15 protein-coding genes are annotated in these 21,668 nt (G+C 47.3%); 10 read left to right on the forward strand and 5 right to left on the reverse strand.

Annotated features, from left to right (window positions below; all coding sequences use genetic code 11):
* Positions 1-192: 192 nt before the first annotated feature.
* A complete protein-coding gene (locus tag PV783_RS32870; protein WP_420990972.1) occupies positions 193-4,164 on the forward strand; it encodes a two-component regulator propeller domain-containing protein in 3,972 nt (1,323 codons plus the stop codon).
* Between the two features lie 77 nt (positions 4,165-4,241).
* Entirely contained in the window at positions 4,242-7,130 is a 2,889-nt protein-coding gene (locus PV783_RS32875) for a polysaccharide lyase family 8 super-sandwich domain-containing protein (protein ID WP_420990973.1), read from the forward strand.
* 14 nt (positions 7,131-7,144) lie between these two features.
* Here the strand turns inward: PV783_RS32875 and PV783_RS32880 are convergent, their stop codons facing one another.
* On the reverse strand, positions 7,145-8,077 hold the full coding sequence (locus tag PV783_RS32880) for a hypothetical protein (protein WP_420990974.1): 933 nt from the start codon (positions 8,075-8,077) through the stop codon (positions 7,145-7,147).
* Positions 8,078-8,183: 106 nt separating this feature from the next.
* Positions 8,184-8,516, reverse strand: coding sequence for a winged helix-turn-helix transcriptional regulator (locus PV783_RS32885; protein ID WP_420990975.1), 333 nt, complete (start codon positions 8,514-8,516; stop codon positions 8,184-8,186).
* Between the two features lie 107 nt (positions 8,517-8,623).
* Here PV783_RS32885 and PV783_RS32890 point away from each other — a divergent pair, with 107 nt between their 5' ends.
* The 3 genes from PV783_RS32890 (at position 8,624) to PV783_RS32900 (ending at position 10,948) form a co-directional block, all read left to right on the forward strand.
* Complete coding sequence (locus tag PV783_RS32890; RefSeq protein ID WP_079472276.1) at positions 8,624-9,046, forward strand: DUF6194 family protein; 423 nt, start codon at positions 8,624-8,626, stop codon at positions 9,044-9,046.
* Positions 9,047-9,116: 70 nt separating this feature from the next.
* Positions 9,117-10,463 (forward strand): DUF4157 domain-containing protein, encoded by a 1,347-nt coding sequence (locus PV783_RS32895; RefSeq protein ID WP_420990976.1) that lies wholly within the window; start codon positions 9,117-9,119, stop codon positions 10,461-10,463.
* Between the two features lie 11 nt (positions 10,464-10,474).
* Positions 10,475-10,948, forward strand: a complete 474-nt coding sequence (locus PV783_RS32900) for a hypothetical protein (protein ID WP_420990977.1) — start codon at positions 10,475-10,477, stop codon at positions 10,946-10,948.
* Positions 10,949-10,984: 36 nt separating this feature from the next.
* On the opposite strand, the gene PV783_RS32905 is transcribed toward PV783_RS32900, so the two are convergent.
* A complete protein-coding gene (locus PV783_RS32905; protein ID WP_079472279.1) occupies positions 10,985-11,452 on the reverse strand; it encodes a hypothetical protein in 468 nt (155 codons plus the stop codon).
* 202 nt (positions 11,453-11,654) lie between these two features.
* Here PV783_RS32905 and PV783_RS32910 point away from each other — a divergent pair, with 202 nt between their 5' ends.
* Positions 11,655-12,221 (forward strand): DUF4256 domain-containing protein, encoded by a 567-nt coding sequence (locus PV783_RS32910; RefSeq protein WP_420990978.1) that lies wholly within the window; start codon positions 11,655-11,657, stop codon positions 12,219-12,221.
* A 19-nt stretch (positions 12,222-12,240) separates the two neighbouring features.
* Here the strand turns inward: PV783_RS32910 and PV783_RS32915 are convergent, their stop codons facing one another.
* Positions 12,241-12,780: a prolyl-tRNA synthetase associated domain-containing protein gene (locus PV783_RS32915; protein ID WP_420990979.1), complete on the reverse strand. Its 540-nt coding sequence runs from the start codon at positions 12,778-12,780 to the stop codon at positions 12,241-12,243.
* 604 nt (positions 12,781-13,384) lie between these two features.
* Here PV783_RS32915 and PV783_RS32920 point away from each other — a divergent pair.
* The 4 genes from PV783_RS32920 to PV783_RS32935 are packed head-to-tail and all read left to right on the forward strand — an operon-like array spanning position 13,385 to position 20,779.
* Positions 13,385-16,537 (forward strand): SusC/RagA family TonB-linked outer membrane protein, encoded by a 3,153-nt coding sequence (locus PV783_RS32920; RefSeq protein ID WP_420990980.1) that lies wholly within the window; start codon positions 13,385-13,387, stop codon positions 16,535-16,537.
* Positions 16,538-16,556: 19 nt separating this feature from the next.
* The gene (locus PV783_RS32925) at positions 16,557-18,443 is read left to right on the forward strand and encodes a RagB/SusD family nutrient uptake outer membrane protein (RefSeq protein ID WP_420990981.1); all 1,887 of its coding nucleotides are present in this window, start codon (positions 16,557-16,559) and stop codon (positions 18,441-18,443) included.
* A gap of 25 nt (positions 18,444-18,468) precedes the next feature.
* On the forward strand, positions 18,469-19,653 hold the full coding sequence (locus PV783_RS32930; RefSeq protein WP_420990982.1) for a DUF5000 domain-containing lipoprotein: 1,185 nt from the start codon (positions 18,469-18,471) through the stop codon (positions 19,651-19,653).
* A 28-nt stretch (positions 19,654-19,681) separates the two neighbouring features.
* On the forward strand, positions 19,682-20,779 hold the full coding sequence (locus tag PV783_RS32935; protein WP_420990983.1) for a DUF4998 domain-containing protein: 1,098 nt from the start codon (positions 19,682-19,684) through the stop codon (positions 20,777-20,779).
* A 92-nt stretch (positions 20,780-20,871) separates the two neighbouring features.
* Here PV783_RS32935 and PV783_RS32940 read toward each other — a convergent pair whose 3' ends face one another.
* Positions 20,872-21,642, reverse strand: coding sequence for an SDR family oxidoreductase (locus PV783_RS32940; protein WP_420990984.1), 771 nt, complete (start codon positions 21,640-21,642; stop codon positions 20,872-20,874).
* Positions 21,643-21,668: the final 26 nt, after the last annotated feature.

The raw sequence follows: 21,668 nt of genomic DNA on the forward strand, positions 1-21,668 counted from the left end.
ATTGTGGAATTGAGCAGAAATAACGGTTGATTCACAAATATGTGGTAACCCGTCCGGATCACAGGGGGACAATCGTAAATGATTGGGGTGAATTTTATAAATCCTCCTTCAACCTACTGATTATCAGAATAGTAAAAGAATGATTTTTATAAAAAACACCCGTTTGCGGAAATACAATTCTTATATTAGAGCATGATTTCGAGGTGCTTCCCGTTCTTATGCCTGCTGATCCTCGCTGTTTTTACAAAAAGCAGCGGGCAGGATGTGACATTCAATCACCTTACGGTAGAAGATGGATTATCGCACAACGCTGTGTTGTCTGTTGTACAGGATGCCCAGGGGTTCATCTGGTATGGTACGCATTATGGCCTTAACCGCTACGATGGATACCGTTTCAAAATTTACCGCCAGCAGGCGGATGACAGCACCTCCCTTCCCGGCAATCAAATCATGAGCCTTTACCGCGACCGGAAAAAGGTACTCTGGGTAGGTACGTCCGCGGGCCTTGCTAAGTATGATCCGGAACACGATCGCTTTCAGCGCATCGACCTTGATCCGGGGCGGCAAACAAATATCAATTGTATTTATGAAGATAGTAAAGGACGCCGCTGGATAGGCGCCAACAACGGGCTTTATCTGCAGGATGGCAACCGGAAAGAATTTCTCATACCCGGTAAAATTGCGGGGTATGTAGTGCGTTGTGTGTATGAAGACAAGCAAGGTAATATCTGGATCGGCACCAGCAACGGCCTTACAAAAATGAGCGGCCATGATTTCCAGACATTCCGCCATGAAGATGGAAATCCTTCCAGTCTCGCTATGAACTTTATCACCGCCATCACCGAAGATGGACTGGGCAGGTTGTGGGTGGCCACACAAACCGGCGGTATCAGTATCTATGATCCGGCTACCGGCCGTTTTTCATTGCTGGCCCAACCTGCCATCATTAATAATATAGTAAGAAGGATACTCCGCGATAAAGCCGGCAACATGTGGATAGGTACCCAGGAAGGACTTAGTATCATTGACCCGGTTAAGATGACCGGCCGCCACTACCAGCAGGACCCCGGCAACAACAATAGCCTCAGCCAGAATTCCATCCATAGTATGTACCAGGATAGCAACGGTATAATCTGGATGGGCACCTACTTTGGCGGCGTAAACATGATACATCCTTATGGTACCTCGTTTATTGCCTGGCAGCAACATCCCCCGCTCAATGGGATCAGCAACAATGTGATCAGCAGCATGCTGGAAGATGCGCAACACAATTACTGGATTGGTACAGAAGGCGGTGGCCTGAATTATTACAACCGCGCTACCCAACATTTTACCAGCTATAAACATGATGCAAATAATCCTGCCAGCCTCGGGTCCAACCTGGTTAAAGTAGTATATGAAGATAAAGACCACAACATCTGGGCGGCCACACATGGCGGCGGATTGAACCTGTTGCAGCACGGAGGGTTTAAACGCCTCTTCTACGATACCAAAGATCCCGGTACTTTTTCGAGAGAAGTAACCGCCCTATTGGAAGATAGCCGGGACCGGTTCTGGGTGGGCACCAACACCCTGCTGCACCTCCTCCACCGGAATGGCCATGAGCTGGAGAAACGGGCCGATTCCATTTTAACGGGTATTGCTACGCACCAGTCGATCCGCTATATTATTGAAGATTCACGCCACCGCATCCTCATCGGTTCCATCAGTAACCTGTATGTATTTGAAGCAGACACCATGCGGCTTATCCAACCAGGTTATGTGAACTCCATCCAGGAAGACTCACAGCACAACATCTGGGTGAGCATGTATTTTGGAGGGCTGATTAAATATGATCCTGAACTGAAAAAGCAAACCCGTTATACCCAAAAAGATGGTTTGCCGAACGATAATGTAATTGGCTTACTGGAAGATGATCAGCATCATTTATGGATCAGTACCTATAATGGCCTGGCACGTTTTGATCCTGCCCGCAACTCTTTCCAGACCTATACTGTAAGCGATGGTCTTGCAGGAAACGTATTTAATTACAACTCCTTTCTTCGGAACAGCCAGGGCGAATTTCTCTTCGGCGGATATAACGGCATCACCAGCTTCTTCCCCAACCAGATCATTACCAATTCGCATCCTTCCGTTATCCGGTTTACGGGCCTGCGACTGTTCAACAAACCGGTGGGTATCGCGCAGGACAACGGGCTGCTGGACCAGGACATCAGCTATACCAAAGCACTACGTTTTCATCACGACCAGGAAGTATTCACGCTGGAATTTGCGCTGCTCAACTATGTAAAAAGCAGCAAAAACCGTTATGCTTACCGGCTAGAAGGCGCGGACCGCGACTGGATAGAAACCGATAACCCGGCAGTGACGTACACCAACCTCTCTTCCGGCCACTATACCTTTTGGGTGAAAGGTGCCAACAACGATGGCATCTGGAGTGAGCCGGCAAAGATGGAGATCACCATCCTGCCGCCATTCTGGCGAACCTGGTGGGCGTACGGCGTTTACGCATTGGGGGTTATATTATTATTCTTCTTCGTGACCCGGTTCTTTTTCCTGTGGGCCTTGCTGCGTAAAGAAGAAGAACTGCACCAGGTGAAACTTAACTTCTTCACACATGTTTCCCATGAAATCCGTACCCACCTTACTTTCCTGCTGGTACCGGTGGAAAAGATGATGGATATGCTGAAGAAAGATGATCCGCTGCAATCCACCCTGCTGCAGTTACGGAACAATGCCGACCGGCTGCTGAAGCTCGTGAACGAACTGATGGACTTCCGCAAGGCAGAAACCAATCACCTTAAACTGCATGTACAGGAACTGGACCTGATTCCCTTCCTCGATCATATTTACACCAGCTTCCGCGAGCTTTCGCTCGACCGCAACATCAGCATGGTGTTCGGGCATGATATGGAACATGCCTGGGTTTATTTCGACCGGGAACAACTGGAGAAAGTGTTCTTCAATTTACTCAGCAATGCCTTCAAGTTCACACCGGACGGGGGGCGCATCCAGTTGCACATTGCCCATTCCCGGCAAAATACGGTGATCACTGTCACGGACAACGGGCGCGGTATTGCACCTGAGTACCTCGACAAACTATTCACCAATTTCTTCCAGGTACAGGATCATGGCTTACAAAACACCGGGTATGGCATCGGGCTGGCGTTGTCCAAAAACATTGTGGAGCAGCACAAAGGCACCCTCACCGTGGAAAGCGAACCTTCTACCCCGGAAAAAGAAGGACGTACCTGTTTTACGGTTTCCCTGCCTACCGGCTCCAAACATTTTGAAGGCACCCAACACACTGTTGGCGGCATGCCTGCAATGCCCGCTGCACCGGTTAAAGCAACGCCCGCACCGGAAACCACGGATAGTATTATTCCCGCTACGCCACAACCTTTCACCATTCATATCGTGGAAGATAACCCGGAGCTGCGCATCCTCATCTGCCAGACTTTCCGCGAGCAATACCTTGTACTGGAAAGTGTGAACGGGGCAGATGGATTGGCAACAGCCACCGCGCAAATCCCCGACATCGTGATCAGTGATGTGATGATGCCCGAAATGGATGGCCTGCAGCTTTGCCAGGCACTTAAAACAGATGAACGTACCAGTCATATTCCCGTGGTACTGCTTACCGCTAAAAGCTCTCAGGCCGATCATGTAAGCGGCCTTGAAACCGGGGCAGACCTCTATCTCACCAAACCTTTCAGTACCCGGGTACTGGCACTCAACGTCCGCAACCTGATCGCCTCCCGCGAAAAAATGCGCGAACGTTACAGCCGCCAGCTGCAAACGGAAACGATCACACCGGATGCTTTGCCCAGCAGCCTGGATAATGCCTTCCTCGAAAAAGTGATGGCGCTGGTGGAAGAACATATGGACAACCCCGACTTTGGCGTGGACATGCTGGCCCGTAAGGTAGCCATGAGCCAGCCGGTGCTTTATAAAAAGCTGAAGGCCGTTACCAATATGTCGGTGAACGACTTTGTAAAATCGCTGCGACTGAAAAAAGCAGCCTCCCTTATACGTACCCGTGAGCATACCATTTACCAGGTGGCGTACATGGTGGGGTACAACGACCGGAAATATTTCAGCCGGGAGTTCAAGAAACAATTTGGTAAAACGCCTTCCGAGTTTGCGGAAGCCCCTGATTTGTGAAAATTCCCCCCATTTACTCGGAAAAATCACCCCACCTAACAGGCGGGGATCACTAGATTTGTTGCAAATCCACTGTTATGAAAATCAGCATGCTGCTTATCCTGGGCTTCCTGTGCAATATGTCCCAAGCATGGGGCCAAACGGCGTACACCACTATTATGGACCGTATCCGGGCGGAACTGCTTTCGCAGGCCAGCAACACTACCACGCTGGACAACAACGTAACCAGCACGCTGGCAACGTTGCAAAGCAACGGCTCGTGGCCGGATGTGAACTATGCCTACAGCTCCACCACCTATACGGCGGATGTACATATCAACCGGGTAAAAACCTTCGCACAGGCCTATACGAAATCCGCCAGTTCGTATTACCAGAGCGCCACGCTTTTCACCGCTATCGTAAACAGCCTCACTTACTGGAATACCACCGATCCGCAAAGCTGGAACTGGTACCATAACCAGATCTCCAATCCGCAGCGCATCGGGGAAATCCTGATCCTTTTGGATACGGCGCAGCAAAGCCTGGGCACTCTCCGCAATGCACTGCTCACGCAAATGAACCGCGGCAACCCTTCCGGTCAAACCGGCGCCAATAAACTGGATGTGGCCACCCACTTCATGTACCGCTCCTGCCTCACCGCCAACGACTCGCTGATGCAGTACAGCGTGGACCAGGTATTTTATCCCCTTGTGCTTACCGCCAATGAGGGCATCCAGCATGACCTGTCGTACCACCAGCATGGTCCGCAATTGTATTTCTTTGGCTATGGCTCCGTGTTCGTGGAAGGCGAAACCAAAGTAGCCTATTATCTCCGTGGCACGCCCTATGCCCTGTCGGGTTCCCGTTTAGCGGTGTTCAGCGACTTTGTACGGAACGGTTTCCTCAAAGCCCTGCGGGCGCGCTATATCGATTATGGCACAAACGGCCGCAGCATCAGCCGGGAAAATCAATTAGGCGTTGGCGTTACCAGTCACCTGGAGAAACTCAAAGTACTGGACACCGCGCATGTTACCGAATACAACGAAAACATAGCACGACTGAATGGTACGCAGGCGCCGGGATACCTCCTGCCCTCCCTGCATAGCCATTTCTGGCGTTCGGACTATACGGTACATCACCGTGCCGGCTATCTCTTTGGGGTGCATATGACTTCCACCCGCACCGCCAAACAGGAAAACGGCAACGGGGAAAACCTGAAAGGGTATTACCTGTCGGATGGCTCCACGCATATCGCCGCCAGCGGCAATGAATATTATAACATTCCTGCCGTGTGGGACTGGAGCAGGATCCCCGGCACTACCGTGCCCTACATCACTACCATTCCGCTGCGTACCGCCTGGGGCGTAAACTTTGGCACTACCGCTTTTGCCGGTGGCGTATCAGATTCCCTATACGGCGTTTCCGCGCTGCAGTTTTCCGATTACAATACGCAGGCCCGCAAAGCCTGGTTCTTTTTTGATAACGAAGTAGTGTGTTTGGGCGCCGGTATCAGCTCCACCGCCACGCAGCCCATTAACACCACTGTGAACCAGTGCCTGCTGAACGGCGCTGTATCCGCCAATGTAAGCGGCACAGTGAGCACTATTGCCAATGGTACTTACAGCTACAACAACACGCTGAAATGGATCACGCATAATGGTATCAGCTATTACTTTCCGGCCGGAGGCCAGGTGCAGCTAAGCATGCAATCGCAGTCCGGTACCTGGAGAAGTATTAACAACGGCGGCAGTACCACTGTACAAAACATGAATGTGTTCCAGTTGTGGTTCAACCACGGCACTACGCCCACCAATGGCACTTATGCGTATTATGTATTGCCGGGGCAAAATATGAGCACCTATGATACCACGGCAGTACGCATTGAGCAGAATAACGCGAACATGCAGGTAGTATATCACCGGGGATTAAATATCTGGCAGATGGTATTTTACCAGGCGGGCACCTTTCATAAAGATTCGCTGACCGTAACCGTCGACCGGCCATGTGCACTGATGCTGCGCAACGCTGGTACTTCCGATGTAACGGTATCCGTTGCGGACCCGGCGCAATCTTCTTCTCCCGTTAATATTCAGCTGAACCTGCCGGGCATTCCGCAAACACGGCAACTGGTTGCCACGCTGCCCTCCGGTCCTTATGCAGGTTCCTCTGCCACGTATCATGTAAACAGCCAAACGCCTGTTTATGCCGCCTCTGTTATTACAGCTGTTGCGGATGCGTATGTAAGAGGGGGTTCTACTTATGGTGGGGTGAATTATGGCACAGAGTCGCTTGTGCTGAAGCAGGATGCAACTGTGAGCTATACACGGGAAATATTCCTGCGGTTCAATGTGGGCGCATTGCCCGCGGGTACCAGCCAGGTAAAGCTGCGGATGTACGTGAACTATGCAAACACCAGCATTGCCTCCGTGCCCTGGATTGCGCAATATGTGAGCAACGACAGCTGGACAGAAACCGGCATCACCTATAACAACATGCCGGCGGCCACCAGCGCGGTAGATACTATCATGGGACGCACCGCAGGCAATTACGCTGAATGGGATATAACGGATATTGCACTCGCGCAACAGTCGGCCGATGGCATGCTTACTTTAAAGCTCGTATCCGGACTGGCAGGCGCCACTACCGATGCCATTTTTACCTCCCGCGAGAGCAGCGACAGCACCCGGCGGCCGGTACTGGTTTGCAGCACCGGCAGCATGCTCCGTAAGATGATGCCCGCAACGGAGGAAAAAGCAGATGGTGTCAGCATTTATCCCAACCCGGCAGGTGCATTCATTTATGTAAACACTACTGAACGTTGGCTGAGAGCAGAATTACGTGACACCGCCGGTAAAGTGGTAAAAATGGAAAAGCTGGATGGCCGCCAGCAGTTTGATTTCCCGATGAATGATGTGCAGCCTGGGATGTATCTACTGGTACTAAAAGGAACGGGCAAACAGCTGGTAAAAAAGATCGTGAAGATGTAAGCCGGAATTTTATTTTACAACTGCGCAATTGCACTTTGTATGTACTGGCGCAGTTCATCATAGGTTTTTGCGGTGTTTACCTTATCCAGGAACTTTTGTACAATGCCCCCGGTTCTGGTATTGCCGTGTTGTTCCACAAAGGAAAGATATTCGGCCTTGTTCTCCGGGATCAGTGAACGAAGGTTTTGGTTGTTTTCAAAGGAGGGCGTATTGTCTTCCCCAAACAGGTAATCCTCGCAATAACCGTTATACAGATCCCTGGCCGCTTCCAAAAACCTGCTGTCGGGATAAGTTTCCAGGAACTTTTCCCAGTTGAGCGCCCGCTTTCCTACCAGGCTGAATGGGATTACTAATCCCGCATCAGCGCTGTATAACACCGTATCTTCATCTGCCCGCAGTTGCAGGTATGCCCTGTAATCAGCGGGCAGGGAAGCTTTGAACAAATTTGTATAGAATGTGGGAACCGTACGAAGATCCGTATAACCCTCACCTATTTCCCAGGGTTCGATGCCCGCAGTGGCCAGTAAATTAATGCGTTGTTGTACACGCGCAGGCGGTATAATGATACCCTTTGCTTCAGAGTAGTAGTTTACGTATTCATTCAGCCATGCCTGTTCATTGGCGGTAATAGCTACCAGGGCGGTGTCCATATAAAGCGCCAGGGAATCATAAAGCAAAGCGGCCGCTTCAGCCTTTATCGCCGGCAATTGTTTTTTGATGGCTTCCTTCCTGCTGATAATAGCGGAAATATATATTTCTGTAGATGTAGATAAAGTGGGTGTATCAACCTGCCTGGGCGCGGGCGTCGTGGTATCTATACTAACCGCGCTATCAACGGGTTGCTTGCTTTGGGATTTTTTGCCATCGCCGTTACAGGCGGCCAGCATTATCAGGGGTATACAAAAAACAGGCATCCAGATGTGGCCGTTCCTAAACTTGTGCTTCATAGTGTAGTCGGAAATTAATTACGAAGATGCAAGATAATTATTGCTGTTCCATCAACAAATTTTAATTGAACAACACACCCGTAAAGAGACAAAAAGTAACCGGAAGCTAAACTACATTCTGCATCGCCCATGCTTGTATTTCCACCAATACCGGTTTCAGTGATGTACCTTTTTCAGTTAACGAATATTCTACCGTTGGCGGCATGGTTGCAAAGGCTTTCCGGCTGATGATCTTCCTGTTTTCAAGTTGTTTAAGTTCTTTTACCAGCATTCTTGTATTAATACCCACTACACTTCTTTCTAACTCCTTAAACCGCATTTTTCCTGCCATCAGGGTATTGATGATACTCATCGTCCACTTTCCTGAGATCAGGTCCATTGCTTCCTGGAAGGGACACGTCTGAGATTTTTTTATCTTTTTTTCATCTTTCAAGCCCATACTATACCTGTTACTTTACTTTATGTTACTACGTGCCAAAATGGTAACTACTTGTAAATGTAGTGTAACATGGTGAAATTTGCAATGCACAGGAAAACACGTTTATTATGTCGTTACAAGCCATCGAACAATACCTGACGGAACAATTACCCAACGTCACTAATCTTGATAGTTTTGGATACCGGTTCTTTTTCTATGGACCGGACCAGGTACTTCCGTTTGTGACCATTGCCTTATCAGATAACGAACACGACAACAAATCGAACCTGAGCCGTGAAGGCGTATTCCGCGTGAATATTGGTATATCAAAGGCTTCTTACAACCAGCTGTTTACGGCCACACAAAACGACTGGGATTACACCGCATTAAACCGTTTCATGCCGCATCCGGATTATGCCGCACAGCACTATATCTGTATCCTCAATCCGGAAGAAGACCTGTTACCCGGAACAATTAAATTCATTGAAGAAGCCTATCTGATCGCAAAAAACCGTTTCGACAAAAAGCAATCTGCCAGGAAGGCTGGTTAAGCAGGTTACGGGAAATTACATTTAATGACTGGTTTTTGTTATCTTCATATTACCAGGAAAAAGTAACCTCATGATCACACATGCTGAAGACCCTCACAGCGGAAAACGCCAGGCTGCAACTGCAGGTCATGTAACGCCGGCCGCCGTACATGTTGCGGACAATGGCCCCCGGGCGGTGCAACTACGCCCCTATCAGCAACTGGCAAACAACAACGACAAAATAACGCAGCAGAAAGCCCTGCAAACACTAGCGGACAATCGCCCGCAGCCTGTACAGAGAAAAGAAAATAAAACCGGTATGCCGGACCATCTTAAAAATGGTATAGAAAATATATCCGGTCACAGCATGGATGATGTACGCGTGCATTACAACTCCGCCGAACCCGCGCAACTGCAGGCCCTCGCCTATGCAAAGGGAACAGACATCCATATCGGACCGGGCCAGGAAAAACACCTGGCGCATGAAGCATGGCATGTAGTGCAGCAAAAACAGGGACGGGTACAGGCCACCACACAATTAAAACAGGGTATCCCTGTTAACGACGACAAAGGACTTGAACAGGAGGCAGATGTAATGGGGCAGAAAGCACTGCAATTATACAGCGCTTCCCATGCGTTGCCGCTGACTGTTGCCACCCAGCTGAAACAGGACGTGGTACAGCGTATCAGCATCGATACCGGCAAACTGAATGTAGTGGGTGAAGAACATGGAGAGTCACAAAAACGGCGGCAAACAGAAGTTGCCTACAGCAACCACCTGTTTGGCCAGAACGGCCTGTACTGGCAGGAAGCGGCGTTCAAGCCCATTGAAATTCACCAAACACGCGGCGATGAAGCCGGTCTGCGATTGAAATTCTTCTATCATACATTTGCAGGCGGCATGGTGAAGGTAATACAAACCACCCACGACGGGGATATGCCTTTCCTGATGGCGGTACGCGGCATCTGGAAAACACTGAATACTGTAAAAAGCCTGTACCAGGAAGAAGTGGAAACGCTGAGCTACGAGGAAGGTCTTGCCCTGCATCAAATGATCACCAACCAGGTATGGACCGGCTTCCAGGCTAAAATGGACGGACTGGCTACTCCTCAAAATGCCGACAACCTGCAATACCGGAAAGAGTTGGTAACGGATATGATAAATCTGAAAAAGTATTGGGAAACCAAGCCGGATATTTATGAACCCAGCAAAGCAGTGGTGACGAACGACCGCAATGACCACATGCATAACAGCGCTACCACAGCCGCCTTCCAGGGACGTAAAGGGATCTGGAAAGTGGGAGAAAACCACGTTATCGGTATCTCACAAATGTTCCCCGCCGGCAGGCAGTATAATCTGGTACACCGGGCAGATTTCAATAACGATATCAATGCGTATATCCAAAGTACCACCAGTGTATCTAAGGAGAAAAAATGAACGATCTATTTATGGAAAGACAATGGAATCAAACAGGCGAAGGTAAATTCGTGTTTTTAATGAATGGTGAAGAAATTGGAACCTATCAAAGAGGAGATGATTGGAAGAAAGAACCCACTACTTTCAATATTCTTCAAAATGAATATAATATAGAATACTCTTCCGGCCTTTTCAGTCGTGGTAACATCAAAATATTAAACGAATCAGGGGAGCCCGTCCTGAAGTTAAAGAGTATCCCCTTTTCATTGAACTTCAATTTTGAATATCAGAACCGGCAATTTAAACTTGTATTTAAGGATGCGCCACTTTGGCAATGGTCTATCATGGAAAAAGATAACCTGGTACTTTCTTATAGAACGGACCTGAGCAAAGGAACAACGGGATTGTCTATACAATCCCGGGAAGATGCAGACAGTGATTATCTGTTTGATTTCTTATTGGGACATTTGATTTTGGGGAAAGAGAAGAAGGATGTTATGGAGTGATTTAATTTTAAGAAAAGGTCCTGTCCGTGGCTGTTGTTAATAAATTGCAAGGATTTCTATTTCTTTTTTATTGAACAGAAAACGATCTCCTGTCTTTTTTGACAGTAATAATTTTGCCAGCGGCGTATAGGGAGACAGGAAAAATATAGTCTGTTCATCTATCAGTTGCCTGCCCAGTCCTGCTGCAATAAAAAAAGACTGTTCTGCGCATTGTACCAGGGCACCGGTTTGCGGGGTAGTATAAATGCTGTCTGTATTTACTTGTTGCAACCTCGCAAGCTCCTTTACATTTTCTGCCTGTTGCCGTGCATACATATCTTTCTCCAGGTGCCCCATTGCCCTTCCTGTTTCATACTTATCCCCCGCCGAACTTTTATCTTCATTGTTAGCTGCTTCTTGTGCGCTATCACCGGCCGATTTAGCCATTGCAATACGTTCAGATATTAACTGCAGTCCTGCCTGTTTTAACCTGGTTTTAAAGGCGATCTTCTCCTGGCTTGTCATAAAGGTTGATTACATGAAAATAAAAGTACGCATTTTACACCGGTTAACGGAAGGATGTTCTCCCGCAAAAATTACAGCGACCTGGCCTCATACAACAACATGTCGCTGCTCCGGGATACATGACGCCACCCCGAACCTTTTCAATGGAATAGCTTTATTACCTATTTTTGCAGAAACTTAGAAGTTCTAAACTATCAACCATATGAAAAACACTAAACGAAAGTTGTCTTCCGAACAATCCAGGGAACTCCTCAGCGTATTGAAAAACCGCTTTGAAAAAAACAAGAACCGTCACAAAGGGCTCGACTGGGCTAAGATACAGGCAAAGCTGGAAGCGAATCCGGGAAAACTGTGGTCGCTCGATGAAATGGAATTAACCGGTGGTGAACCCGATGTAGTAGGTTATGATAAAAGTAAGGACGAATACATTTTCTATGATTGTGCAGCAGAAACCCCTAAAGGCCGCAGAAGTATCTGTTACGACCATGAAGCCCTGGAGTCGAGGAAAGAACACAAACCGGAAAACAGCGCCGTTGAAATGGCTGCCGATATGGGTATTGAGCTTTTAACAGAAGTACAATACCGCGAGTTGCAGCAACTTGGCAACTTCGATACGAAAACCTCCAGCTGGATAGTAACGCCTCCGGCAATAAGGAAACTCGGTGGCGCACTCTTCTGTGATCGTCGTTATGATCATGTTTTCGTGTATCATAATGGAGCAGAATCTTATTATGCTGCCAGGGGATTTCGTGGATCATTAAGGGTATAAGCGCTGCATTAAGAACCACCTACAGCTGTACAAATTTGGGCGTATGCCCGGTAGAGGGGATAAACTCGTTTATCACCCATGCTGTACTAAGCTTGAGATAACTGGTGGTGGTGCCGTCGCTGCAGCCGTACCACTCTTCCGACAGAATATCATTATCGATTACCAGCTGCACCTTCATTGTCTTGTCCAGCATCAGGCCAAACACCGTTGCGGCACCAATATCTGTTCCCAGTATTGAACGAAGTAACTCAACGGAGGCAAAGGACAAGCGGGAAATCCCCAGCGCTGCGCCCAGATCTTTTGTTTTAAAAGGCTTTCCGGCAGTAGTAATTACCAGGTAGAAGTTTGTTTGCTGCCGGTTACAGAGAAAAAGTGTTTTTACCGTTTTCATGTTCAGTCGCTGGTCTATCCTGATACAATCTTCCATCGTAATAGCAGGATCGGTATCTACACGCTCATAACTTACTCCACTTTCCCTGAACATTTCATAAACCATTTGTTGTAATGGTGTGTTGAACACCGGTGGTTCGGTTTGTTTTACGTCACTAACAAAATACATATCAATATTTATTTACGATCCCTTTTTTAAATGGTCAAAGATAACCGGTAGGCGTTAAAAAATACCTACCGGTTGTTTGGAGCAGGATGGTACAGGATGATTAAAAAGAATTAGTTTTCTATTTTACTATCAGTTTCTTCGCAAAAAGTAATAGTAAATTAAACTTAACTCTATAGCAACCAAATATTATGTACTGCGCAAGATAACTAACTGAATTTCTTTCAGTTTTAGTGACTACTGCTTGTATCTGTGCTAAATCGATTTTCCGAGTATCAAATTTATAACAAAGCCAATAATCTTATGTAGTATCAACAGGTAACTAATCAGTATACGGTGAGTCGGCTGACTCACCGTGTGCAACTTCATCACTAATTAGAAGTGTAACCTTTAATCTCATTGCCGGCTCAACTGCCGGTAGCTTTCGTATTGCCTGAAATACAGGTAACGGGCTGCTGTAACGTTGAACCGGCCTGGAGAAAGAATGCCCCTGCACATAGCATCACCTAAATTCAACAGCATGGAATTATAGACCCAACTGCATTCCCGGATATGAAACAACACCTTGCCCATTCACTCATCTCAAACCAGTAAATAGCTTAACGCTATGAAGAATTCTACGTTTAGAAAAAAGCCATTTTTTCTTTCCCTATTCAGGCACGCACTATTTAACAAACGGTACTTCCTTGTACCTGCGCTGCTATTATCCTGTTCCCTGTCTTTAGCGCAACAGCGTATGATCGTTACCGGTGTCGTCGTTTCGGCAGACGATAACTCCCATATCCCTGGCGTAACCGTACAGATAATGGGCACCAGTAAAGGCACCACTACCAACGACAATGGTAAGTATTTCCTTGAAGCCAGTCCGGGCGACTCCCTGATTTTCCGCTACATCGGCTACGTGGAAAAGCGCGTAAAAGTAGGCACGCACCCTGCCATTAACATCGCTATGCAGTCGATATCCAGTCAGCTGAAAGATGTGGTAGTAGTGGCTTTTGGCACAAAGAAAAAAAGCGACATGGTAGGATCGGTTACTACCATTAAACCATCGGATCTCAAAGTACCATCCAGCAACCTCACCACAGCACTGGCCGGGCGTGCAGCCGGTGTAATCGCCTTTCAGCGGAGTGGTGAACCCGGCCTGGATAATGCACAGTTTTTTATCCGCGGGGTTACCACCTTCGGGTATAAAAAAGATCCTTTAATTCTGATTGACGGCGTTGAATTAACTACCACCGACCTCGCCCGGTTGCAGGTAGATGATATCTCCAGCTTTTCTATTCTGAAAGATGCCAGTGCCACCGCGCTGTATGGCTCCAGAGCCGCCAACGGCGTGATCATGGTAACCACCAAGCAGGGCGCTGTTGGCAAAGCCAAGTTAGCTTTCCGCGTAGAGAATTCAGTATCCGCCCCTACTAAAAATATTGAGCTGGCAGACCCGGTTACCTATATGAAACTGGCCAACGAAGCCGTGCTTACCCGTGATCCCCTCGGCGCACTTCCCTACAGCCAGGAGAAAATAGATAACACAGCAACAGGCCTCAACCCTACTGCTTACCCGGCCAACGACTGGAGGAAGCAGCTATTCAAGGACTATACCACCAACCAGCGGTTAAACCTGAGCGTGAGCGGCGGTGGTGGCGTAGCCAGGTATTTTGTATCGGGCGCCTACAACCGGGATAACGGGTTAATGAAAGTAGATAAACGGAATAATTTCAATAACAACATCCGGCTGAGTAGTTATAGCCTGCGGTCTAACGTAAATGTCAATTTAACGAATACCACAGAAATGGTAGTCCGTTTAAGCGGTAGCTTCGACGACTACACCGGTCCGGTGGATGGCGGCGCCAGCATGTACCAAAAGGTAATGAGATCCAACCCCGTACTATTCCCGGCTTACTACCCCGCCGATGAAGAGCACAAGTTTACAAAGCACATCATGTTTGGAAATTATGATGAAGGACAATACATCAATCCATACGCAGAAATGGTGAAGGGATACAAGGATTATTCCCGGTCCCTCATGCTGGCGCAAATTGAGCTGAAACAGAACCTGAAGTCCATTACACCTGGCCTGGCAGCCAGTGGAATGATTAATACCAACAGAACGTCCTATTTTGATGTGAGCCGTTTCTATAACCCGTTTTGGTACCAGATGGATGCGTATGATAAATTATCCGACAAATATTTTATCACCAATACCAATCCCAATGAAGGTACCGAGTACTTAGGTTATAACGAGGGAGAGAAAACCATCAGCACCTCCCTTTACCTGGAATCCAGATTGAATTACGACCGCTCATTTAATAAAAGCACCGTCAGCGGCATGATGGTGTTTATGTTACAAAACCGGTTAAATGCCAATGCGGGCGATCTCCAGCAATCGCTCCCGTTCAGGAATATAGGATTATCCGGCAGGGCCACGTACGACTATGATAAACGTTATTACACAGAAATAAATTTTGGTTATAACGGGTCGGAACGTTTTGATAAGAACAACCGGTTTGGTTTCTTCCCATCTTTTGGACTTGCATGGACAGTATCTAACGAAAAATTCTTCGAACCTATCAAAACAATATTCTCCAATGTGCGGCTGAGGGGAACTTACGGTATTATAGGGAATGATGCGATTGGCTCTCCGCAGGACCGCTTCTTCTATTTATCAAACGTAAATATGAACGACGGCAGCAGGAGCGCAGGCTTTGGGCGTGATCCCGGGAACGTATACCGGCTGAACGGTATTTCCCTCTCCCGTTATGCTAACCCCAATATCACCTGGGAAACTTCCAAACAAAAGAACATTGCATTGGAGCTGGGCTTGTTTAATAAATTAAATATAGTAGCAGAATACTTTTCCCAATACCGCGACCGGATCCTTATGACCCGCAGCATTCCGGAGGCGGCCGGTTTCGCTGTGCCTATCAAAGCGAATGTGGGTATTGCCACAGCAGCAGGCGTAGATATATCCATGGATTATAAACAGTTTTTTAAAGACAACTTCTGGGTGTCGCTGATGGGAAACTTTACCTATGCCACCAGTAAATATAAAAACTATGAAGAACCAAAGTATGATGAATCCTATCGCTACCATACCGGGTATTCTCTTAACCAGGTGTTTGGTTATATCGCGGAAAAATTATTTGTAGATGATGCCGAAGCAGCTAATTCTCCCAAACAAAATTTTGGCAGGTATGGCGGTGGAGATATTAAATACCTCGATGTAAACAGGGATGGCCAGATCACAGAAGCGGATAAAGTGGCCATCGGTAACCCTACCGTGCCGGAAATAGTGTATGGCTTTGGCTTTTCGATGGGATATAAAAATTTAGACCTCTCTGCTTTCTTCCAGGGGTTAGATAATGAATCATTCTGGATAGATCCGGAAGCCACCTCTCCTTTCGCCTCGGAAAATCAGCTGCTGAAAGCCTATGCCGATGATCACTGGTCGGAAGAGCGCCAGAATGTATATGCACTCTGGCCCAGGTTAAGTCCTGACGTAAACAGGAACAATGCACAAACCAGTACCTGGTTTATGCGCGACGGCGCATTTCTACGGTTAAAGCAGGTGGAACTAGGCTATACGCTTCCCGCCAGGTGGCAGAAGAAACTACGCACTTCTACCTTCCGCATTTATGTAAATGCCACCAACCTGTTAAACTTCAGCAAGTTTAAATTATGGGATGTGGAAATGGGTGGAAATGGCCTGGGATACCCGGTTCAGCGGGTATTCAACCTGGGTCTTAACCTGAACTTCAATTAATAAGAAAACAAAAAGCACCATGAAAGATAATATAACGATAAGGGCGCTCCTGGTATTGATTATACTCGCATGTAACTCCTGCGCGAAATTCCTCGATGTGGTACCCGATAATGTGGCCACGCTCGACAACGCCTTTACTACCCGCATAGAAGCAAAAAAATATTTATTCACCTGTTATTCTTATATGCCAAAGAACGGCGACCTCGGCGACGATCCTGCGATAGTTGGCGGCGATGAACTATGGCGGTTTTCCTCGGAAGGTGGCTTCTTCAGCATGGCCCAGGGATTCCAGAATGTGGTAGGCCCGCTGGGCGACCGGTGGGGGTATTATTTCAGGGCACTCCGCGACTGTAACATCTTCCTCGAAAATATTGCCAAAGTACCCGACCTGGCTGAAGAAGAAAGAAGACGCTGGATAGCAGAGGTAACGTTTCTGAAAGGCTATTACAACTTTTACCTGGTAACGATGTACGGCCCCATTCCGTTGATGAAAACCAATCTGCCCATCAACGCCGACGGCAACGATATCAACCTGTCGCGCGCACCAGTAGATTCCTGCTTCGATTACATCCTGGAACTGATCAATGAAGCAACTACCAACCTGCCTGCTACTATCATAGACCCCGCCAATGAGCTGGGCCGCATTACCATGCCCATCGCGTTATCATTAAAAGCAAAAGTACTGGTGTATGCTGCCAGTCCGTTGTTTAATGGCAACAGCGATGAAGCCGGGCTTAAAAACCGCGATGGTACACAGCTGTTTAATCCCACCTTCTCCAAAGCAAAATGGGATGCTGCCGCTACGGCCTGTAAAGCAGCCATAGACGCATGTCACCAGGCAGGAATGAAGCTTTATAAATACCACCCGGATTTTCAACAGTATGATCTTTCTGATACCATTATGACCCAGTTAAGTATCAGAAATGCTTTTTGTGAAAGATGGAACACGGGGATTATCTGGGCAAATACCCAAACCAATTCCACCGGCTTTCAACAGCTCATCACTACCTACATTGATCCGGCCAACAGGGATATTACGGTTGTTAAAGGCCAACTATCACCTCCCCTGCATATGGCGGAGTTGTTTTACTCCAGTCATGGTGTACCCATTACAGAAGATAAAACCTGGGATTATGCTAACCGCTATAACCTGAAAGTAGCCGGTGAAACCGATAAACTCTATTTGTGGAAAGGCTATACCACCGCCTATTTAAACTTTAACAGGGAACCACGGTTCTATGCCGACTTAGGCTTTGACGGCGGTTTGTGGTACGGACAAGGACGTTATGACGACAAGAAATATTCCGACCTGTTTTACCTGGAAGGTAAATACAGGCAAAGAAATGGTTTTGGTAAACCAGGTTATGGATCTATTACCGGCTATTACCTGAAGAAGGCCGTTCAATATCAGAACGTGATCGGAAGAGGAAACGATTACTCCGTTAATTCTTATTACTGGCCTATCATGCGGCTATCCGGTTTGTATCTCTTATATGCGGAGGCATTAAATGAATCAGCAGGACCGGGAGCAGAAGTGTATAATTACGTGAACCTGGTACGCGAACAGGCAGGATTACAGTCCGTTGAATCATCCTGGACCACCTATTCCACCAATCCCATTAAATACACCACGCAAAGGGGTATGCGGGATATTATCCACCAGGAAGCCCTGATTGAACTGGCATTTGAAGGACAACGGTTCTGGGATCTGCGCCGGTGGAAAGAAGCGCAAACAGTATACAACAGACCGGTGAAAGGATGGGATCTGATCCAGGAAACAGCCGCTGGTTACTACCGGCCTAAAACCATCTTCAATCAAACTTTCGGATTAAAAAATTATTTCTGGCCGATTAGTGAAGGCTCCCTTTCTACCGATAGAAGTTTAGTACAAAACCTGGGGTGGTAACATCTCCCGAAAAAAAACTAACGACATGAAACAACTACGTTATATTATCATCTCTATCTTAATCATTGTTGCCGGCTGGTCCTGCAAAAAAGAGAGCAGGATAAATTATACAGATGAAAATGCGCCGGCACCTGCCCCTGTCACCAATATAAAGGTGACCGTAAGCCCGGGAGCTGCCATCCTTACCTACAAGCTCCCCACAGATCCGCAACTCTCTTATATAAAAGCTGTATATGAAATGCAGCCGGGTATTTTCAGGGAAGCCAAAGCATCTTACTATACCGATACGTTGCACCTGATTGGTTTTGGCGATACCCTCGTGCATAAGGTGCAGGTATTCAGCGTTGGTAAAAATGAAAAAGTATCTGCGCCGGTGGAGCTAACCGTGCAGCCTTTGCGCCCCGCAGTAATCTCCGCTTTTTCTTCCATCACAATGGGCGCCACCTTCGGCGGCGTGCAGATCTCTTTCCGCAACGACGCCAAAGATAACCTGGCCCTTACGCTGATGATGGATTCTACCGGGCAAAATACCTGGACTACCGTAAACACCTTTTACACCGGCGCACCACTGGGCACCTATTCCGTAAGAGGATTTGATACCACGGTAAAGAAGTTTGCCATCTTCGTAAGAGACCGGTGGAGTAACAGGTCTGATACATTGATTAAATCCCTGAAGCCGGTGTATGAAGAATTAATCTCTAAAAGTACCTGGAAAGAATTACGCCTGCCTACAGATACCTGGGCACAGGCAGATGGCGGTTATCAATTCAGCTGGCTGTTTGACAATAACATCAACAGCATCTTTGCTTCTACCAACCTGTCGGTACTTCCGCAGTGGTCTACTATTGACCTGGGCAAGAAAGTAGTGCTAAGCCGTATTGTAGAGCACCAGCAGCAAGCCGATCACTTCTACGCCGGTTCGGCAGTAAAGAAATTTGAGCTATGGGGGTCTAATGATCCCAGTCCGGATGGAAGCTGGGACAACTGGCAGTTACTGGGCAGCTTTAACTCCTTTAAGCCTTCCGGGTTGCCGTTAGGCCAAACAACGGAAGAAGACAGGAACTACGCCTGGTTTAAGGGAGAAGATTTTTCTTTCGACAGGTTGCTACCCGCGGTACGGTTTCTCCGCTTTAAAACGCTGGAAACTTACAGCATGTCCGGCCAGGTGGTGATAGCAGAAATAGATTTATGGGGCCAGCAGGTACCTTAATATTTTTCAACTCTTTAAAAGCAATAAGATGAAAAACATCTTTCATTATATCTCCATCATATTCTCCATGTTGGTTATACTTACGGCCTGCAAAAAAATGGATAGCACCTATAAGCAGTTTGTTGTGCCGGATGGCATTGTATACCCCGGAAAGGCGAATAGCCCGGTAGCGAATGCCGGTCGTAACCGGGTGAAGATTTCCTGGCTGAGAGGCGCAGATCCCACACTTACCGCTGCAAAGATCTTCTGGAATAATTTTGCGGATTCCGTAGAAATAAGCATTCCTCCCACCGGCGACACGATCAGTTATACGATTAACAATCTTCCTGAAAAGAGTTATTTATTCGTTATTAAAACCTACGACGCCAAAGGTGGTGTTTCCGTTCCCGTGGAACTATTTGGCGCCAGCTATGGAGACGTGTATCAGTCGAGCCTGTTAGGCCGCCCGGTAGATGCAGGTATCCTTTATGCAGATTCCATTGTAGTGAAATGGGGCGGTGCGGATATCTCCAACGGCGCTTATGCCACGGAAGTAAAATACACCAATGTTTCAGGTGCCACGCAGGTGAAACGTTTCCCTGTCAGCGACGGGGCTTCCACTATTACTGATATGAAAGCCGGTATTACTTATCAGTACCGGACCGTATACCTACCGGATTCACTCAGCATAGATACGTTTTACACGGACTATGTAACGAGTAAACCGTTTTTATTCAGTCCTAAAAACTGGCAGATCATTGATTTCTCCAGTCAGCATCCCGGTGATGAAAACCTTGTGACCAATGTGATCGACGGATCACCGAATACACGCTGGCATGCGTGGGTTGGCAATTCCAATTATCCGCATTTCTTTACAGTAGATATGGGAATTGTCCGGACCATTACCTCGTTTACATTATACCGTAAAACGGATGATGACAGGGCTTGCGATACGTTTAAACTGCTGGTGAGTACGGATAATGTTAACTGGAATGATCTGGGTACGTTTAACTTCAACCGTACCATTAACGATGGGCAGTCGTATGAGATACCCACTCATCCTGCAGCGAGGTATTTTAAATTCATCGGGTTGAGCGGTTCTCAGAGTTATATCGTTTTAGGAGATATCAGTGCGTTTGGGTTTTAGCGTGTAAGATAAAGCTATCAGGATCGGGTGCTGAAATGCCGGCATTTCAGCACCCGATTTTATTAATCCACGCAATGAAAGAGGATCTGAATTTACTTCATCAGGCTGATATTGGTAAGACCACCATCTGAAAGAATTTCAGTACCCACTATAAAGGATGAATCGTCTGATGCTAGAAATACTGCCGCGCTCCCAATCTCGGACGGAAGTCCTTGTCTGCCTACAGGTGTAATATCTTTCCAGATCTGTTTTAATTGTTCCAATTGTTCCGGGGGAACAATTTTTCCAAAAACAGGCGTATCAATAGAACCTGGCGAAAGCGTATTTACCCTTATTCTTCTTGACAATAAATCCAGCGACAACCCTTTGGCCAGCGATATGATAGCCGCTTTGGCGGCGCTATAAATAGTCATTCCCGGCGCGGCCCGGTGGGCAGCACTTGATCCGATAAGTATAACGGAGGCGCCGTCATTTAAATACGGCAGTGATTTTTGCACGGTGAAATAAGCGCTTTTCAGGTTCAGGTCCATGTAGCGGTCATAATTATCTTCTGTAACCTGGTCAATGGCGGCCATTGGCACACCGTCCACGATACCGCCGGCATTCACTACCAGTGCGTCAATTTTCCCGAATTTCTCAAAGGTTGTTTTGAAGATATCTTCCAGGTCACTGATGTTTGTTACATCTCCCTTAATACCTATAAAATCATTACCCAATGCGCTTACAGAACTATTCAAGGTAGCCTGGTTTCTGCCGGTGATAGTACCTACTGCTCCTTCGTTTCTGAATGCTTCTGCAATGCCGAATCCAATACCGCTGTTACCACCTGTAACAACGGTTACTTTATTTTTCAGTTTACCCATTTCTGTTAGTTGCTAAATTCATGAAT

It is taken from the genome of Chitinophaga sp. CC14, assembly GCF_048957795.1.
GTDB lineage: Bacteria > Bacteroidota > Bacteroidia > Chitinophagales > Chitinophagaceae > Chitinophaga > Chitinophaga ginsengisegetis.

Coding starts and splice junctions, on each gene's coding strand:
- PV783_RS32870 (WP_420990972.1), top strand. CDS start 193: ATGATTTCGAGGTGCTTCCCGTTCTTATGCCTGCTGATCCTCGCTGTT.
- PV783_RS32875 (WP_420990973.1), top strand. CDS start 4,242: ATGAAAATCAGCATGCTGCTTATCCTGGGCTTCCTGTGCAATATGTCC.
- PV783_RS32880 (WP_420990974.1), bottom strand. CDS start 8,077: ATGAAGCACAAGTTTAGGAACGGCCACATCTGGATGCCTGTTTTTTGT.
- PV783_RS32885 (WP_420990975.1), bottom strand. CDS start 8,516: ATGGGCTTGAAAGATGAAAAAAAGATAAAAAAATCTCAGACGTGTCCC.
- PV783_RS32890 (WP_079472276.1), top strand. CDS start 8,624: ATGTCGTTACAAGCCATCGAACAATACCTGACGGAACAATTACCCAAC.
- PV783_RS32895 (WP_420990976.1), top strand. CDS start 9,117: ATGATCACACATGCTGAAGACCCTCACAGCGGAAAACGCCAGGCTGCA.
- PV783_RS32900 (WP_420990977.1), top strand. CDS start 10,475: ATGGAAAGACAATGGAATCAAACAGGCGAAGGTAAATTCGTGTTTTTA.
- PV783_RS32905 (WP_079472279.1), bottom strand. CDS start 11,452: ATGACAAGCCAGGAGAAGATCGCCTTTAAAACCAGGTTAAAACAGGCA.
- PV783_RS32910 (WP_420990978.1), top strand. CDS start 11,655: ATGAAAAACACTAAACGAAAGTTGTCTTCCGAACAATCCAGGGAACTC.
- PV783_RS32915 (WP_420990979.1), bottom strand. CDS start 12,780: ATGTATTTTGTTAGTGACGTAAAACAAACCGAACCACCGGTGTTCAAC.
- PV783_RS32920 (WP_420990980.1), top strand. CDS start 13,385: ATGAAGAATTCTACGTTTAGAAAAAAGCCATTTTTTCTTTCCCTATTC.
- PV783_RS32925 (WP_420990981.1), top strand. CDS start 16,557: ATGAAAGATAATATAACGATAAGGGCGCTCCTGGTATTGATTATACTC.
- PV783_RS32930 (WP_420990982.1), top strand. CDS start 18,469: ATGAAACAACTACGTTATATTATCATCTCTATCTTAATCATTGTTGCC.
- PV783_RS32935 (WP_420990983.1), top strand. CDS start 19,682: ATGAAAAACATCTTTCATTATATCTCCATCATATTCTCCATGTTGGTT.
- PV783_RS32940 (WP_420990984.1), bottom strand. CDS start 21,642: ATGGGTAAACTGAAAAATAAAGTAACCGTTGTTACAGGTGGTAACAGC.